This is a genomic window from Sphingopyxis sp. 113P3, assembly GCF_001278035.1.
In the GTDB taxonomy this organism is placed as follows: domain Bacteria; phylum Pseudomonadota; class Alphaproteobacteria; order Sphingomonadales; family Sphingomonadaceae; genus Sphingopyxis.
The window spans coordinates 2,562,076-2,577,728 of record NZ_CP009452.1; the positions used below are offsets into that span (position 1 = coordinate 2,562,076).

General features: G+C 64.2%; 12 protein-coding genes. 5 read left to right on the forward strand and 7 right to left on the reverse strand.

Going from position 1 to position 15,653, the window contains the following annotated elements; translation table 11 throughout:
- Window positions 1-35: 35 nt before the first annotated feature.
- Genes LH20_RS12535 through phaR form a run of 3 tightly spaced genes read right to left on the reverse strand, consistent with a single transcriptional unit; the run spans window position 36 to window position 4,470 of the window.
- Window positions 36-2,363: a ribonuclease R family protein gene (locus LH20_RS12535; RefSeq protein ID WP_053554485.1), complete on the reverse strand. Its 2,328-nt coding sequence runs from the start codon at window positions 2,361-2,363 to the stop codon at window positions 36-38.
- The gene (proS, locus tag LH20_RS12540) at window positions 2,364-3,890 is read right to left on the reverse strand and encodes a proline--tRNA ligase (protein ID WP_053554486.1); all 1,527 of its coding nucleotides are present in this window, start codon (window positions 3,888-3,890) and stop codon (window positions 2,364-2,366) included.
- 40 nt (window positions 3,891-3,930) lie between these two features.
- Window positions 3,931-4,470, reverse strand: coding sequence for a polyhydroxyalkanoate synthesis repressor PhaR (phaR, locus tag LH20_RS12545; protein ID WP_053554487.1), 540 nt, complete (start codon window positions 4,468-4,470; stop codon window positions 3,931-3,933).
- Window positions 4,471-4,633: 163 nt separating this feature from the next.
- On the opposite strand from phaR, the gene LH20_RS12550 reads away from it, so the two are divergent.
- The gene (locus tag LH20_RS12550; protein WP_053554488.1) at window positions 4,634-7,732 is read left to right on the forward strand and encodes a TonB-dependent receptor domain-containing protein; all 3,099 of its coding nucleotides are present in this window, start codon (window positions 4,634-4,636) and stop codon (window positions 7,730-7,732) included.
- Here the strand turns inward: LH20_RS12550 and alr are convergent.
- Entirely contained in the window at window positions 7,729-8,772 is a 1,044-nt protein-coding gene (alr, locus tag LH20_RS12555) for an alanine racemase (protein WP_053554489.1), read from the reverse strand. The genes LH20_RS12550 and alr overlap by 4 nt on opposite strands.
- Before the next feature lie 46 nt (window positions 8,773-8,818).
- The gene (locus tag LH20_RS12560; protein ID WP_053554490.1) at window positions 8,819-10,426 is read right to left on the reverse strand and encodes an MFS transporter; all 1,608 of its coding nucleotides are present in this window, start codon (window positions 10,424-10,426) and stop codon (window positions 8,819-8,821) included.
- Window positions 10,427-10,552: 126 nt separating this feature from the next.
- Between LH20_RS12560 and LH20_RS12565 the strand changes: the two genes are divergently transcribed.
- Window positions 10,553-11,332, forward strand: a complete 780-nt coding sequence (locus LH20_RS12565) for a cyclase family protein (RefSeq protein ID WP_053554491.1) — start codon at window positions 10,553-10,555, stop codon at window positions 11,330-11,332.
- Window positions 11,333-11,351: 19 nt separating this feature from the next.
- On the opposite strand, the gene LH20_RS12570 is transcribed toward LH20_RS12565, so the two are convergent.
- The gene (locus LH20_RS12570; protein WP_053554492.1) at window positions 11,352-11,792 is read right to left on the reverse strand and encodes a type II toxin-antitoxin system RatA family toxin; all 441 of its coding nucleotides are present in this window, start codon (window positions 11,790-11,792) and stop codon (window positions 11,352-11,354) included.
- Between the two features lie 11 nt (window positions 11,793-11,803).
- A complete protein-coding gene (lipA, locus tag LH20_RS12575) occupies window positions 11,804-12,769 on the reverse strand; it encodes a lipoyl synthase (protein WP_053554493.1) in 966 nt (321 codons plus the stop codon).
- 39 nt (window positions 12,770-12,808) lie between these two features.
- Here lipA and LH20_RS12580 point away from each other — a divergent pair, with 39 nt between their 5' ends.
- Genes LH20_RS12580 through LH20_RS12590 form a run of 3 tightly spaced genes read left to right on the forward strand, consistent with a single transcriptional unit; the run spans window position 12,809 to window position 15,643 of the window.
- Window positions 12,809-13,447, forward strand: a complete 639-nt coding sequence (locus tag LH20_RS12580; RefSeq protein WP_053554494.1) for a carbonic anhydrase — start codon at window positions 12,809-12,811, stop codon at window positions 13,445-13,447.
- A 50-nt stretch (window positions 13,448-13,497) separates the two neighbouring features.
- A complete protein-coding gene (gene putP / locus LH20_RS12585; protein WP_053554495.1) occupies window positions 13,498-14,940 on the forward strand; it encodes a sodium/proline symporter PutP in 1,443 nt (480 codons plus the stop codon).
- Window positions 14,933-15,643, forward strand: coding sequence for an NYN domain-containing protein (locus tag LH20_RS12590; RefSeq protein ID WP_053554496.1), 711 nt, complete (start codon window positions 14,933-14,935; stop codon window positions 15,641-15,643). Before putP ends, LH20_RS12590 begins: the two co-directional genes overlap by 8 nt.
- Window positions 15,644-15,653 lie beyond the last annotated feature (10 nt).

A 15,653-nucleotide genomic window follows, 5' to 3' on the forward strand; every position in this document is an offset into this window, starting at 1 on the left:
CCTGGATTGTTTGCGTAGCTCGCAATGACGGAGTTTTAGCGGCGCTTTCCCTGATGGCGGATATTGGACGGCCGTCCGCGCTTGCCGACCATATGCTTGCCGGCCTTGTCTTTCCGGACGTCCTTCCTGACGCCGTCACGCCGTAGCGGGCGGTTCCGAAAGCCGCCTTCGGGTGCATCGGGCAATTCGAAGCGCAGCGCGCCGCTGATCGGGTTCGCTTCCATCAGCCGCAGGTCGAGCCGCTGACCGATGCCATAGCTCACGCGGCCATGCTCGCTGTCGAGCGTCCGCGCGGCCTCGTCGTAAAAAAAGCGCTCGCTGCCCAGCGTCGACACAGGCACCAGCCCGTCGCCGCCGAGGCCGTCGACGGTCGCGAAAAAGCCGAACGGCTGCACCCCGGTGATCCGGGCCTGTACGATTTCGCCTACCTTCCCAGCCAGATAAGCTGCGACATAACGGTCGATTGTCTCGCGCTCGGCCTCCATGGCGCGGCGTTCGAGCGCACTGATCGTTTCGCCGATACGCGACAGCCCCTTGCGGTCAGCCTCACCCAGCCCCGTCCGCTCGGGCAAATTTGCAGCCTTTCCAAGCACTTCAAGGCGATAGCTGTCAACGAGTGCGCGGTGGACGATCAGGTCGGCATAGCGGCGGATCGGCGAGGTGAAATGCGCGTAGGACCCGAGTGCAAGCCCGAAATGGCCCGCATTGGCGGGGCCATAATAGGCCTGCGTCTGGCTGCGCAGGATCGCCTCCATGATCTCGAAAAGTCGGTCGTCGCCCGAAAATCCGTCGAGCAGGCGGTTGAACACGGCCGGCGTTATGACCTGCCCCAGTGCAAAACTCTGATCGAAGGTTTCGAGATAATCCTTGAGGCTGACGAGCTTTTCGCGGCTCGGCGGCTCGTGGATGCGGTACATGACCGGTGATTTCTTTGCCTCAAGCGCCTTCGCCGCCGCGACGTTTGCCGCGATCATATAATCCTCGATCAGCCGGTGCGCGTCGAGCCGTTCGCGCACGCGGATCTCCGCAATGCCGCCCTTGTCGTCGAGAATCACCTGCCGCTCGGGCAAGTCGAGGTCGAGGGGCGCGCGTGCAGCCCGCGCCTTTGCGAGCAACGCCCAGCACCCCCACAGATTTTTCAGTGACGGGAGAACGTCGGCATCCCAGTTCCTGTTGGCCGCGTCGGCATCGAAAGCGGCCTGTGCGCGCTCATAGGCGATATTCGCGCGAAGTCTCACTAGTGCGCGCGTAAAACGCCATGACGTCACCTTGCCGTGGCGATCGACGGTCAGATGGCAGGCCATCGCCGCCCGGTCCTCGCCCGCCTTGAGCGAGCAGACGCCCGCCGAGAGGGTTTCGGGGAGCATCGGGACCACCCGGTCGGGGAAATAGACGCTGTTGCCCCGCCGCCGCGCCTCGCGGTCGAGCGCGCTGTCGGCGCGGACATAATAGCTGACGTCGGCGATTGCGACGATGGCACGCCAGCCGCCCTTGTTGCCGGGGTCCTCGTCAGGCGCCGCCCAGACCGCATCGTCATGGTCGCGCGCATCGGCGGGGTCGATCGCAACGATCGGCAGGCCGCGCAGATCCTCGCGCCCTTCGGGGGTGAGCGGCAGCCCCGCGGCGCGTTCGGCTTCCGCCAGAGTCTCGTCGCCAAAGATGTGCGGGATTTCGTGTTTCGCGATCGCGATCATGCTGAGCGAACGCGACGCGAAGGGATCACCGATCCGCTCGACCACCCGCGCCTTTGTCGCGGCCCCGCGCCCGGACAATTCCGCGCGAACGAGGTCACCGATGCCGGCGTCGCCCATGTCAGAGACAATAAAATCGAAACGCGCGCGTTTGTCAGTCGGGCGCAACCAGGTGATGGGCTTGCCCCCGGGACCGGTATCGGCGACGAGAACACCGATGATCGTCTCGCCACCTGCCTGCAGCCGCTTCATCGGGTGCGCAACGTGGCCGCTGCCTCGCTCTTCGGTACGGGCGAGAATCCGGTCGCCGAGACCCAGCGCGCTGCGCCGGCCCTTCTCCATGACCCGCAGACGTGGTGGGGGCGCTGACCCTTCCCAACGTTCGGGCACCGCCCAGACGGTATCACCCTCGACGGCCGCCACGCGCAGCACCGTGACCTTTGGCAGCCCGCCATGTTTGTGGAAGGCGCGGCCCGGGGCCATGTCGACGAGCCCCGCGTCGGTCATGTCCTTGAGCAGTGCCTTCAGCGCGATCTTGTCGGCGCCGTGGAGGCCGAAATGTTTAGCAATCTCACGCTTGCCGACCGCACCGGGGCTGCCCTCAACGAACCGGAGAATCTGCTCGCTCGTCGGAAGCCCGGCGGGTTTCGGCCGTTTCGGTCCTTTGGCCAATTAATAGGTCCGCCCGATCAGCACGCGCTCGACTGCGGGCTCACCGGTGAAGAAGCAGGCGCCATCAGCGGGCGCAGCGTCGAGCGGGGTGTTACGCATCGTCAGTTTTAACGCTTTGAGCTGCTCAACGATCCCGTCGAGCACCGCACCGGTCGGGCGCGCCCATTGCACCTCGACCCAGCCGACGAATTTGTCATCGCCGCTGAAATGCGCGGCAAGGTCGGTCACGTCGCGCCGGATATTCGCGTGCAGACGCTCCTTCGCCTCGGCATAGAGGCTCCGCTGAATATCCTCGATCATCGCAACCGCATCGGCCACGAACGCGTCCTTTGCGACGAAGGCCGTATTGAGCTTGCCGTCATCCTTGTAGAGACGGTCGCGCCGGACCACGGCGACATTGCCGCCCGCGACGTCGCGCGGACCGACCTCGACGATGATCGGCGCACCCTTCTTGACCCAGCCCCAACGCTTCGTCTGCGCCTTGTTCGCGCCGGTGTCGAGCAGCACGCGCACGGGCTCACGGAAGGCATCAAGCGCCTTCAGCTTCGTTTCGAGGTCGCGGCAATAATCCAGGATTGCGCCGTCCTCATCATTGTCGCGCAGCATCGGGACGATGACGATCTGGTGCGGTGCGATGCGCGGCGGGCAGCGCAGCCCGTCGTCGTCGCCATGCGTCATGATGACGCCGCCGATCATCCGGGTCGAGGTGCCCCAGCTCGTCGTGTGGCAGAGGCTATGGCCGCCATCCTTGTCCTGATAGCGGATCCCTGCGGCCTCGGCGAAGCCGGTGCCGAGATAGTGCGAGGTGCCGGCCTGCAGCGCCTTGCCGTCCTGCATCATCGCTTCGATCGAATAGGTCGCAACGGCGCCTGGGAACCGCTCATTCTCGGGCTTCTCGCCCGCGATCACCGGCATGGCGAGGATATCCTCGGCAAAAGCACGGTACATTTCGAGCGCACGCAGCGTTTCTGCCATTGCGTCGTCCTTGTCGGCGTGCGCCGTATGGCCTTCCTGCCACAGAAATTCGCTGGTGCGCAGGAACATGCGCGTGCGCATTTCCCAGCGCACGACATTGGCCCATTGGTTGACCTTCAGCGGCAGGTCGCGCCAGCTCTGCACCCAGCGGCTCATCGCCGAGCCGATCACCGTTTCCGACGTGGGGCGGACGATCAGCGGTTCTTCCAGTTTCGCCTCGGGATCGGGAACGAGCTTGCCCTTGCCGTCCGCGATCAGACGGTGATGGGTGACGACCGCCATTTCCTTTGCAAAACCATCGACATGATCGGCTTCCTTCTCGAAGAAGCTCAAGGGGATGAAGAGCGGGAAGTAGGCGTTTTGAACCCCCGCATCCTTGATCGCGGCGTCCATGACCTTCTGGATACGCTCCCAGATCCCGTAGCCCCACGGCTTGATAACCATGCAGCCGCGCACGCCCGATTCCTCGGCGAGGTCGGCCTCGGCAATGACATCCTGATACCAGGCCGCGAAGTCGGCCTGACGGTTTACGCTGAGCGCATGCTTGATCATCTGTCCTGTTTCTGTGCTGGGGGGCGGGAGGAGCCCCGGATTATTTCTTTCTGGCGAGTTCGGCCCGAAGCTCGGCGATTTCGGCCTTGAGCGCCGCAATTTCGGCATCCTTTGTCTTGCCACCCACCGCGCCTGGCATGAAGGCGCTGGTGGCCTGCTGGAACATTTCCAGATTGCGGCGGGTCAGTTCGGCGAGCGGGTTCGCCCCCAGCGCCCCCTCCAGCGCCGCGCGAACATCCTGTTGGTTCTTGCGAAAGGTCGCCATTGACGCTTCGAGATATTGCGGAACCATCGACTGCATCTTGTCGCCGTACATGCCGATGAGCTGCCGCAGAAAATTCACAGGAAGCAGGGTTTCGCCCCGCGTCTCGGTATCCATGATGATCTGCGTCAGGACATTATGCGTTATGTCTTCACCGCTTTTCGCGTCCACAACGCGGAAATCGCGGCCGTCGCGGACCATCGCGCCCAGATCGTCGAGCGTGATGTAACAACTGCGTTCGGTGTCGTAGAGCCGCCGGTTGGCGTATTTCTTGATGGTGACGACATCGCCGTCTGCTGCCGTCTTTGCCTTCGCCATGCTCGCCCGCGCTCCTTGATTGCCTGGTGCCGCATTAGCATCAATTTATGATGCGTCGCAACATGGGCCGCGCCACCGTCCCGCTATGGTTCACGGCTTGTTGACCATTTCGCGATAGATGTCGCCCGCCGCCGACCCGTCCCCCTGCGGCACGGAGTTTCACATGACCAAGACGCGCCTTCTTCTGAGCGCTGCTCTCTTCGCGCAGACCGCCGGCGCCGCGCACGCGCGGGAAGCCCCGCTCTGCCCCGCCGATAACCCCGACTGCGCTGATGCAATCATCGTCACCGGGTCGCGCATTGCACGTCCGCGCTTCGAGACCGTCGAACCGGCGCTCGTCGTTTCCTCGGACGCTATCGAGATGCGCGGCTTCGACTCGATCGGCCAGGCGCTGAAGGAGCAACCCGCGTTTGGCACCCCCGGCGCGACGCCGATCGGCGAGCAGTCGCCGCTGGCGCAGGGACAGAGCTTCGTCAATTTCCTCGGCCTCGGCTCGCAGCGCACGCTCACGCTCGTCGACGGGCGGCGTTTCGTGTCGTCGAACACGGCCTCGATCTTCGGCCCGACCGGCGCCGGGAACCAGGTCGACCTCAACCTCATCCCGACCAAGCTGGTGGACCGCGTCGAGACGATCGCAGTGGGCGGGGCCCCCATATACGGCGCCGACGCCATCGCCGGAACGGTAAACATCCTATTGCGGCGCGACTTCGCGGGCTTCGAACTCGACGGTCAAGCCGGGATTTCAAGCCGCGGCGACGGAGCAAGCCAGCGCGTCCGCGCGCTCGCAGGGCATAATTTCGGGGGCGGCCGCGGCAATATCACCATCGCGGGCGAGTATAGCCGCGCCGAAGGGCTGACCGGCGCTGACCGCGCCTTTTTTGCGCAGGGCGGCTTCTTCGGCAACGCGAGCGATCCTGCCTCGCCCTTCCTGCAGGAGCTCTACCGCGACCGCCGCCTGCCCGCAGTCTCCGAATCCGGCATTCCCCTCGTCGGCGACGGCATCCCGCTGAGCGTCGAGCAGCAGATTGCGACCTTCGGGTTTCCGGGCTTCCACTTCGGGATCAGCGACGCGAGCGGCAGCCAGCTCCGATTCGACGAGAATGGGGGGCTCACCGCGATCGACTTCGGCCGTTACGCCGCGGCGCCGGGGACGTTCGGGGTGGATTTCGAGGGCGGCAACGGCTTCAGCGCGGCGCCGTCGACCAACCTCCTTGCCTCGACGCGGCGCTACAGCGGCGTCGCGCTCGCCCGCTATGACCTGTCCGACAATGTGCGGCTGTTCGGCGAAGCCTGGTATGCGAACAGCAAGGGGCGCAACCTGCGCACTCAGCCGGTGTTCAACACCGGCCTCGCCGGGCCGGGAGGGTCGCCCGACGGCAATATCATCGTGAGCATCGACAACCCCTATCTGTCCCCCGAAGCGCGCGCCGCGATCCTCGCCGCGATCAACATGAATCCGCTCTCGGACCAGAATCTCGGAGGGTTTCCGCAAGACTATTTCTACCTCTCCCGCGCCAACAGCGATCTTACCACCGGCGAGTCGACTGGCGAGGTCGAGCTGATGCGCTTCGTCGCGGGTCTCTCGGGCGCGCTCGATTTCGCGGCGGGGCGTTGGGATTGGGAAGTCGCGGGCAATATCGGCCGATCCAAATCTACGAGCCGTTCGCGCGAACTGGTACAGCAAAATTTCCTCAATGCGGTCGATGCGGTGCGCGATGGCAACGGGGATATCGTCTGCCGCCCTGGCGCCGTGAACGCACCGGTCGCGACGGTGAGCAGTATCTGCGCGCCGCTGAACCTCTTTGGCACCGGCAGAAGCTCACAGGCCGCGCTCGATTATATCACCGCGATTGCAACGCCCGTGTCGCTCAACAAGCAGAAGCAGTTCACCGCTTCGCTGACCGGCCCGCTCTTCGCGCTTCCCGGCGGCGATTTCGCGGTCGCCTTCGGCTACGAGCATCGCGCTGAATCGCAGGATTTCGATCCCGGCGCCTTTTTTTACGGCGCGGACGACCCCGATCCGCTGACCGACAGCAACGGCGACGGCGATCCAGCGAACGACCGCATCGGCTATGGCCGCGCCACGCCGGTTCTGCCGGTCTATGGCAAGTTCAATACCGACGAGTTTTCGGCGGAGTTCCTGGCGCCCATAATCTCGCCGGCAAGCGGCGCGCCGATCAACCTGATCGAGGTCAAGGGCGCCGCGCGCTACGTCGATCACAGCCTCGCAGGCGGGGACTGGACGTGGACCCTCGGCGGGCGGCTCGGGATCGTCCCCGATCTGGTCTTCCGCGGCAATTTCACCCGGGCGATCCGCGCGCCCGCGGTTACCGAGCTGTTCAATCCGTCGAGCAGCTACTTCGGCTTCGCGGCCGACCCGTGCGACGCGGCGAACCGCGGCAACGGCCCCGATCCTGCGACGCGCCAAGCGAACTGCGCCGCCGACGGCCTGCCCGCCAACTTCCAGTCGCTGTCGAACAGCCGTACCTTTGCGCAGGCGATCGCGGGCAACCCTGCCCTCGCCAATGAAAAGGCGAACAGCTGGACACTGGGCGTCGTCCTTGAGCCGCGCTTCGCACCGCAGCTGCGGGCGAGTGTCGACTATGTCGACATCCACCTCAAGGACGCGATCAGCAATGGCGGCGCCAGCAGCATCGTCGCGAACTGTTATGACTCATCCGACTTTGCGAACGCCGCCGATTGCGCGCGCTTCACCCGCGGTTCCGACGGGCAGCTCAGCTTTGTCGAGGTGCAATATCTGAACCTCGCCGAGCAACGTTACAAAGGCTATCTGGCCACGCTCGACTATCGCGTTCCGCTCGGCAGCGGAGCTCGCTCGGTCGGGTTCAGCGTCGCCTATCAACATATCGACGAACTCAGCACCCGCGCCGATGCCGCGTCGCAGCGGGTACAGCTCGACGGAATGATCGGCTATGCCAGGGACCAGGCGCTGGCGACGTTCGATTACAGCGCCGCCGATCTGGGTCTGTTCGCGCAGGTCAATTATATCGGCAAGGCGCGGATCAATCCGCAGGCGGCGCCGAATTTCTACCCCGGCGGGCTCGACCGCGTATCGGCGATCGCCTTCGTCAACCTCGGCGCCAGCGTGCGCGCCGATGACCGCTTTACCCTGCGCGTCGCGGTCGACAATGTCTTCGACCGCCAGCCGCCCTATCCCTATCCGGCGACGGGCGGCGGCACGACCTATTTCAGCGGCGTGCTCGGTCGCTATGTGCGGTTCGGGGCGAGCGCGAGCTTTTAGGTCCAGTAGCGTTCGAAGCGCGAGCCGAGGCCTGTCAGCAGTTCATATTGCGACAAGCCGCTGCGCGCCGCGGTCGTGGGCAGGTCATAGTCGAGCGTCAGCCAGTCGCCCTCGGCAAGCCCCGGGGCGCCGCTTGCATCAAAGGCGATGAGGTCCATCGACACGCGGCCGATCAGCGGCAGGGCATGGCCTTGCCATCTCGCCCCGCCCGCCCCGGCATGGCAGCGCAGGTAACCGTCGGCATAGCCCATGTTCGCGACCGCAACCGGGCAATCTCGGGGCGCCGTCCACGTCGCGCCATAACCCACCGTTTCACCCGCAGGCACGACCCGCATCTGGAGCACCCGCGCCTCGGGAGAGGCAACCTGGCGTATATGTCCTTCGGCCTCGGCGCGCGGTACCCCGCCATAGAGCGCCAATCCGGGGCGCGTCAGGTCAAAACCATAGTCGGAGCCGAGGCAAATGCCCGCACTGTTTGCCAGGCTATACCGGCGCGCAGGGATCGCATCGCGGATCGCTGCAAAGGCTTCAAGCTGGCGCTCGGTTTGCGGACTATCCTCGTCGGCCGACGCGAGATGACTGAGCAGGGTTTCGACCATGATTCCATTGAGCGCGCCGCCGCGCGCCTCCTCGACACGCACGCCGAGCCGGTTCATTCCGGTGTCGATCATCACGTCGCACGCTCGCCCCTCTCCGGCCGCGCGCCAGCGAGCGACCTGTTCGACGCTGATCAATACAGGGCGGACCGGCAAGGTCCGCGCCGCGATCATGTCTGCATCGCCCACGCCGTGAAGTACCGAGAGGGACACGCCGGCGGGCAACGGCATGAGCGCCGCCGCCTCCACCCAGTTGGCGACAAAGAAGAAGCGGCAGCCTGCGTCGGCCAGATGGCTCATCACCTCGCGCGCACCGAGCCCGTAACCATCGGCCTTGATCGCGGCGCCCGCTTCTGCGCCGCCCGCCTTCGCCAGCCAGCGCCAATTGTGAAGAAGCGCTGCAGAATCGAGACGAAGCCGGAGGGGGGATGCGATGTCGATCATTTCCCCTGCCCTAGCTGCGAACGCGAGCAAGGCCAATGCCCGTGCATCAGGCGGGAGGTGCCTTGCCCCACTGCCCCTCGACCGGTTCCTTGAGCATGAAGACGGTGACGAGGAAAGCGGCGAGCACCACCCCCCATGTATACCAGAGGCCCGCATATGCATTGCCCGTCTTCGCAACGATGAAGCTCGCGATGAGCGGAAGAAAACCGCCAAAATAGCCGGTGCCGAGATGATAAGGGATCGACAGGGACGAATAGCGGACATGCGGCGGGAACATTTCCGCCAGCAGCGCAGCGACGGGGCCATAAGTGAACCCCGAAAGCGCGCTCAGCCCCAGCAGCGCAAGAAGGATGACGATGACACCCAGCGGGCCAGGAATCTGCTTTTCGAAACTGTAGCCCATCGCCTCGAGGGCGGGCTGGAGAAGCGCGGGATCCTCGCTCGCGACAGCGCGGCCACCGATGTGAATCTGGACGCTATCAAAGCTGCGATCGCTCGCCGCCACCTTGTACGGCACGCCCAGCCTGGTGAGCTCGCCAAGGGTCTTGCCGCAGGCAGTGGGCTGCTCCTTGGCGAAGGGGTCGAAGCTGCATTGCGACCCAGTGACGACAACGGGTGCGCGCGCGGCCGCGGCCTCGAGGGCGGGATTGGCCACGCTGCCCATCCACCAGAAAAGCGGAAAGAGCAAAGCGAGCGTGGCGGCATAGCCCCAGACGATCGGCTTCTTGCGCCCGATCCGATCCGATAGGCGTCCCGCAATCACGAAGAAAGCCATGCCGAGCGCCGCCGCCACGCCCACGATGATTTCGGCGGCGGTGTCGTCCACCTTCATCGGCCCCTTGAGGAAGGAAAGCCCGGAGAACATCGCGGTGTACCATATCACCGTCAGCCCTGCCGCAATCCCGATCATCGCGACGAAGATGCGGCGGCCATTGCCTGGATAGGTGAAGCTTTCCTTGAGCGGATTGCGCGCAATCTCACCTTCGGCCTTCATCGCCTGGAAGACCGGACTTTCGGACAGCTTCAATCGCATCCACAGCGAAATCGCGAGGAGCAGGAGCGACAGGAGGAAGGGGACGCGCCATCCCCAGGCGTTCCAAAGATCCTCGGACATCACCGCCTTGCAGGACAGGACAACGATGAGGCTGAGGACGAAACCGCCGACGACACTCGCCTGGATGAAGCTCGTGTAATAGCCGCGCTTTTCCGGCGGCGAATGCTCCGCGACATAAATGGCTGCACCGCCATATTCGCCGCCGAGCGCGAGCCCCTGCAGGATGCGAAGCCCGATAACGATGATTGGCGCCGCGATGCCGATCGTCGCCGCAGGCGGAATCATTCCGACGCCCGCGGTCGCAATTCCCATCAGCGTGACCGTGACAAGAAAGGTGTATTTGCGCCCCAGGCGGTCGCCGAGAAAGCCGAAAAGGACCGCTCCAAGCGGCCGGAAGCCGAAGCCGACCGCGAACCCGGCCCAGACGAGCAAAACTTCCAGCGTGGTATTGTCGCTAGGAAAAAACGCCTTGCCTATGATCGCCGCAAGCGTGCCGTAGATGAAAAAATCATACCATTCGAAGATGGTACCCGCCGACGAAGCGGCGATGACCATGCGGATATCCTTCGCGGTCGGCTGATAGGTCGCAGCGTTGCTCATCCGTGCCTTTCCCCCAACTCCATTCTGTTCTGAGCAAACCCAGGCCCATGGGCTGTTTTGCGGCGTTCGTCATAAACGCTCTTCACCCTTGCACAAGCGACGACGTAAAGGCAGCATCCCCGGGCCATGACCCGCTTCATCGATCTCTCGATCCCGATCACCAACCATGTCGTGTCAGATCCGCCCGTGATGCGGCCGCAGATCAGCTACATGACCCACGAAAACACGTGGGAACAGATCGCGATGTTCTTTCCTGGACTGACCCGCGAGGACCTTCCCGATGGCGAAGGCTGGGCGGTCGAGAGCATTACTCTTTCGACGCACAACGGCACGCATATGGACGCGCCTTGGCATTTCCATTCGACCACTGACAGCGGTGCGAGCGCGGCGCCAAGCATCGATGAAGCCCCGCTCGACCTTTTCTTTCGACCGGGTGTGAAGCTCGACTTTTCCGACCGTCCGGCAGGCCATGTCGTGAGCGGCGCCGAAGTCGAGGCGGAGCTAGCGCGCATCGGACACGCGCTGAAGCCGCTCGACATCGTCCTCGTCCAGTCGGGCGCGGTCTACGGCACCGACAATTTCACCGACCAGGGCTGCGGCATGGGCGCTGAGGCCACGCTCTATCTGACCGAGCACGGTGTCAAAGTGGTCGGTACCGACGCCTGGAGCTGGGACGCCCCCTTCAGCCATACGGCAAAGCGGTGGGAGGAGACGCGCGATCCTTCGATTATCTGGGAAGGACACAAGGCCGGACGGATCCGGCCCTACTACCAGATCGAAAAGTTGACCAACCTTGCCGCCCTACCCCCCACGGGGTGGACGCTGAGCTGCTTTCCCGTGAAGATCGAGCGCGCAAGTGCCGGATGGATCCGCGCGGTGGCGCTCCTCGATTGCTCCTCCGACTGACCGTCCGCCCGCGCAGCCTCTAGGCTGCGACCCCATAGAGTGCGGCCGCGCGTTCCTCGAACGCTGCGATCATTCGGCGGAGCGCCTTGTCGAACATCTGCCCCGCAAGCGTCTCGAACAACCGGTTGCGAAACGAGAAGTCGACCATGAAATCGACCCGGCATCCGCCGCCTTCGAGCGGGGTGAAATGCCACTCATTGTCGAGGTGGCGCATCGGCCCATCGATATAATGGACCGCCACGTGGCTCGGGCGGCGCTTTTCGACCCGACACGAAAAGCTTTCGCGCAGTCCCTTGAATCCGACGATCATGTCGGCCACCGCCTCGCTCTCATCCTCACTGCGGACCCGCAGGGCAACGACCCACGGCAGAAATTCGGGATAGCGCGCGATATCGGTTACGAGCGCGAACATCTGCTCGGCGCTGTAGGGCAGCTCGCGGGTCTCGTGGTGCCGGGGCACGGCGTCTTGGGTCAGCTAGCGGCCGCGCGGGCGAGCTGCGCCTCGCGCGCCGCGCGCATCCGCTCGAAATCGTCACCGGCGTGATAGCTCGAACGGGTCAAGGGCGAGGAGGCGACTTGAAGGAAGCCCTTCGCGCGGGCGATCTGCGCATAGGCGTCGAAGGCCTGCGGGGTGACGAAATCGATCACCTTGGCATGCTTCGGCGTCGGTTGAAGATACTGGCCCATCGTCATGAAGTCGATGTCGGCGCTGCGCATGTCATCCATCACCTGATGGACTTCCATCCGCTCTTCTCCCAGTCCGAGCATTATGCCCGATTTGGTGAAGATCGAGGGATCGCGGCGCTTGACCTGCTCGAGAAGGCGCAGCGACGCGTAATAGCGCGCGCCGGGGCGGATCGTCGGATAAAGCCGCGGGACGGTTTCAAGATTATGGTTGTAGACGTCCGGGCGCGCATCGACGATCGAAGCCACTGCGCTTTCGGGCTTGTTGCGGAAATCGGGGGTCAGGATCTCGATCGTCGTCGACGGGGTCTCGCGGCGCAGCGCCTCAATAACCCTGACGAACTGACTCGCGCCGCCGTCGGGCAGGTCGTCGCGGTCGACCGAGGTGATGACGATATGCGTCAGGCCCATCTTCGCCGCCGCGAGCGCTACATGCTCAGGCTCCAGCGGGTCGACCGGGCGGGGCATCCCCGTCTTGACGTTGCAGAAGGCGCAGGCGCGCGTGCAGGTATCGCCAAGGATCATCACCGTTGCATGTTTTTTCGTCCAGCATTCGCCGATGTTCGGACAGGCCGCTTCCTCGCATACCGTGTTGAGGCTGAGATCGCGCATCAGCTTGCGGGTTTCGGCATAGCCAGGGCTGGTCGGCGCCTTGACGCGGATCCAGTCAGGTTTGCGGACACGGTCGGACGGCTTGAGTGCGGGAGCGTTCATCGGGCCCACATAGGCAAGCGCGCGCGGCTTCTCAACCATGCTGTTGTGCAAGGAACAGGATCAGCGTAGGTCGCCGCGATGACTCACTTCGATGACCTGCTCGCCGGCTATGCCCGTTTCCGCGCCAATGGCTGGAAGCAGCAGCGCGAGCGCTGGGAGGAGCTGGCGGAAGGCCAGTCACCCAAGGTGATGATCATCGCCTGTTCCGACAGCCGCTCCGAGCCGGCAGACATATTCGATACCAACCCGGGCGAAATCTTCGTCGTGCGCAACGTCGCAGCGCTCGTCCCCCCGTTCGAGACCAGCCCCGGCCGTCACGGCGTTTCGGCGGCACTCGAATTTGCCGTGCAATTTCTAAACGTCGAGGAAATCGTCGTCATGGGGCACGGCATGTGCGGCGGATGCCACGCGGCTCTCCACCGCACGATGGAGGGCGCCGAGCCCGGTCGCGGCGGCTTTATCGCTGACTGGATCGCAGTGCTGGACGAGGCAAGCGCAGAAGTGCGGGCGAATTTTCCTGACCACGCCAGCCGCGAAGCGGGTCGCGCAATGGAACTGGCGGGCGTGAAGGTCAGCCTCGCGAACTTGCGCACCTTCCCTTGCATCCAGGAACGCGAGAAGCGCGGAAGGCTGACGCTGCGAGGCGCCTTTTTTGCGATCAACGAAGGGGTACTGCACCTCCTCGACGAAGCGACCGGCGCGTTCGCACCCGCCTGATCGTCCATTCGAGCTTCCCCTTGCGCTGAAAGCCGCTACACCCGGCGGCCATGAACAACGCGACCCTTTTTGCCATCGGCGCTTATTTCGTGCTGATGCTGGCTATCGGCGTTTACGCTTGGCGCAAGTCGACTTCTGACAGCAGCGAATATCTTTTGAGCGGACGCAGCCTCGGTCCCGCAGTGACCGCATTGGCTGCAGGCGCGTCGGACATGTCGGGCTGGCTGATGCTGGGGCTTCCAGGCGCCCTCTATGCCTCGGGCCTCGTTGAAAGCTGGATCGCAATCGGGCTGTTCATTGGCGCCTGGGTCAACTGGCTGGTCGTCGCGCCGCGGCTGCGCGCGCAAACCGAAAGCTACGGCAACGCGCTGACGATACCTGAATATCTCGGCAATCGCTTTGGGGACCAACGCCACCGGCTGCGCCTCGTCGCGAGCCTCGTCATCGTCATCTTCTTCGCCGTCTACAGTGCCTCGGGCCTCGTGGCGGGGGGGAAACTCTTCGAGACCGCCTTCGGGTTCGACTATCAGGCTGGGCTTTGGATCACGGCGACGGTCGTCGTTGCCTATGTTGTCCTTGGCGGTTTCCTTGCTGTGAGCCTTACCGATTTTGTGCAGGGCACCATCATGATGGTCGCGCTGATCGTGGTGCCGGCCGCAGCGCTTCTCGGATTGCCCGAGGGAAGCAGTGCCCGCGCGACGCTTGACGCGATCGACCCCGACATGACGAGCCTGCTGGGCGGCACCACGGCGCTCGCCATTGCCTCAGCGGCCGCCTGGGGACTCGGCTATTTCGGGCAGCCGCACATCATCGTGCGCTTCATGGCGATCCGGTCGGTGAAGGATATACCCACCGCCCGGCGCATCGGGATGAGCTGGATGGGAATATCACTCCTCGGCGCGATCGCGGTCGGGCTCATCGGGCGCGCCTTTGCCGAGAGCAACGGAATGGCGGTCGCCGACCCCGAGACGATTTTCATCCTGCTTGGCGAAACGCTGTTTCACCCACTCCTCTTCGGCTTCCTGCTCTCCGCCATCCTCGCCGCGGTCATGAGCACGATTTCGGCGCAGCTTCTCGTCACCGGTTCCTCACTGACCGAGGACTTTTACCGCCTCTTCATTCGCCGCGCGGCGAGTGAGCGCGAAATCGTCACGGTCGGCCGCCTGTCGGTCGTGGGCGTGGCGGCCATAGCGATGCTGCTCGCTCAAGACCCCGACGGCAGCGTCCTCAAGCTCGTCAGCCACGCCTGGGCGGGTTTCGGCGCCGCCTTTGGCCCGCTGATACTGTTCGCGCTGACGTGGCGGCGAATGACGCTCGCGGGCGCGCTCGCGGGGATGATAACCGGGGCGGCGGTAGTGATGATCTGGATTCGACTCGGCTGGGATAGTAGCCTCTACGAACTGCTTCCCGGCTTCATCGCGGCAGCGCTTGCCATCCTGGTCGTCAGCCTGGTGACAAAGCCCCCGCTCGCGGAGACGACACCCCATGGTTGATGGCAATGTTGCACTGTTGATTGACGCCGACAATGCGCGCCCGGCCGGGCTCGATCCGGTGCTGACCGCGCTCGCTGAGCTCGGCACGGTGAATATCCGCCGTGCCTATGGCAATTGGCGCAAGCCGGCGCTGAAAGGATGGGTCGACCAGCTCCATCGCTTCGGGATCGAGCCGCAGCAGCAGTTTGATCTCACCAAGGGCAAGAACGCCACCGACATGAAGCTCACGATCGATGCGATGGACCTCCTCTATCGCGGACGCCTCGACGGGCTGGGCATCATGTCGAGTGACAGCGATTTCATGCCGCTAGCGATGCGGGTCCGGCAGGACGGTATTCCGGTCTATGGCTTTGGTAGCGCCAAGACGCCCGAGGGTTTCCAGGGCGCGTGCACGCGCTTCATCGACGTCGATGTGCTGATTGACGCTGAACGCCAGCCTGCAGGTGCCGCGGTGAAGGCAAGCCTGAAAAAGGACATCGATCCCGCGGTCGTCGAACTGCTCGGCAACGCATGGAAGGCGGCCAAGCGTGACGAGCAAGGCTTTGCGCCGCTGAGCGAAGTGGGACAGATCGCAGGCAACCGCTCAAGCTTTGATGTTCGCAACTATGGCTATGCCCGCCTGTCGGACATGATTGCCGACATCCCCAATTTCGTCACCGAACGTCCAGGCGGCGGGCCGATGCGCGTGAAGCGGGTTCGATAGTCGCCGCTGA

Bases quoted from the DNA above. Each gene is read 5' to 3' on its own strand.
- proS (WP_053554486.1), bottom strand. From the start codon at position 3,890: ATGATCAAGCATGCGCTCAGCGTAAACCGTCAGGCCGACTTCGCGGCC.
- phaR (WP_053554487.1), bottom strand. From the start codon at position 4,470: ATGGCGAAGGCAAAGACGGCAGCAGACGGCGATGTCGTCACCATCAAG.
- LH20_RS12550 (WP_053554488.1), top strand. From the start codon at position 4,634: ATGACCAAGACGCGCCTTCTTCTGAGCGCTGCTCTCTTCGCGCAGACC.
- alr (WP_053554489.1), bottom strand. From the start codon at position 8,772: ATGATCGACATCGCATCCCCCCTCCGGCTTCGTCTCGATTCTGCAGCG.
- LH20_RS12560 (WP_053554490.1), bottom strand. From the start codon at position 10,426: ATGAGCAACGCTGCGACCTATCAGCCGACCGCGAAGGATATCCGCATG.
- LH20_RS12565 (WP_053554491.1), top strand. From the start codon at position 10,553: ATGACCCGCTTCATCGATCTCTCGATCCCGATCACCAACCATGTCGTG.
- lipA (WP_053554493.1), bottom strand. From the start codon at position 12,769: ATGGTTGAGAAGCCGCGCGCGCTTGCCTATGTGGGCCCGATGAACGCT.
- LH20_RS12580 (WP_053554494.1), top strand. From the start codon at position 12,809: ATGACTCACTTCGATGACCTGCTCGCCGGCTATGCCCGTTTCCGCGCC.
- putP (WP_053554495.1), top strand. From the start codon at position 13,498: ATGAACAACGCGACCCTTTTTGCCATCGGCGCTTATTTCGTGCTGATG.
- LH20_RS12590 (WP_053554496.1), top strand. From the start codon at position 14,933: ATGGTTGATGGCAATGTTGCACTGTTGATTGACGCCGACAATGCGCGC.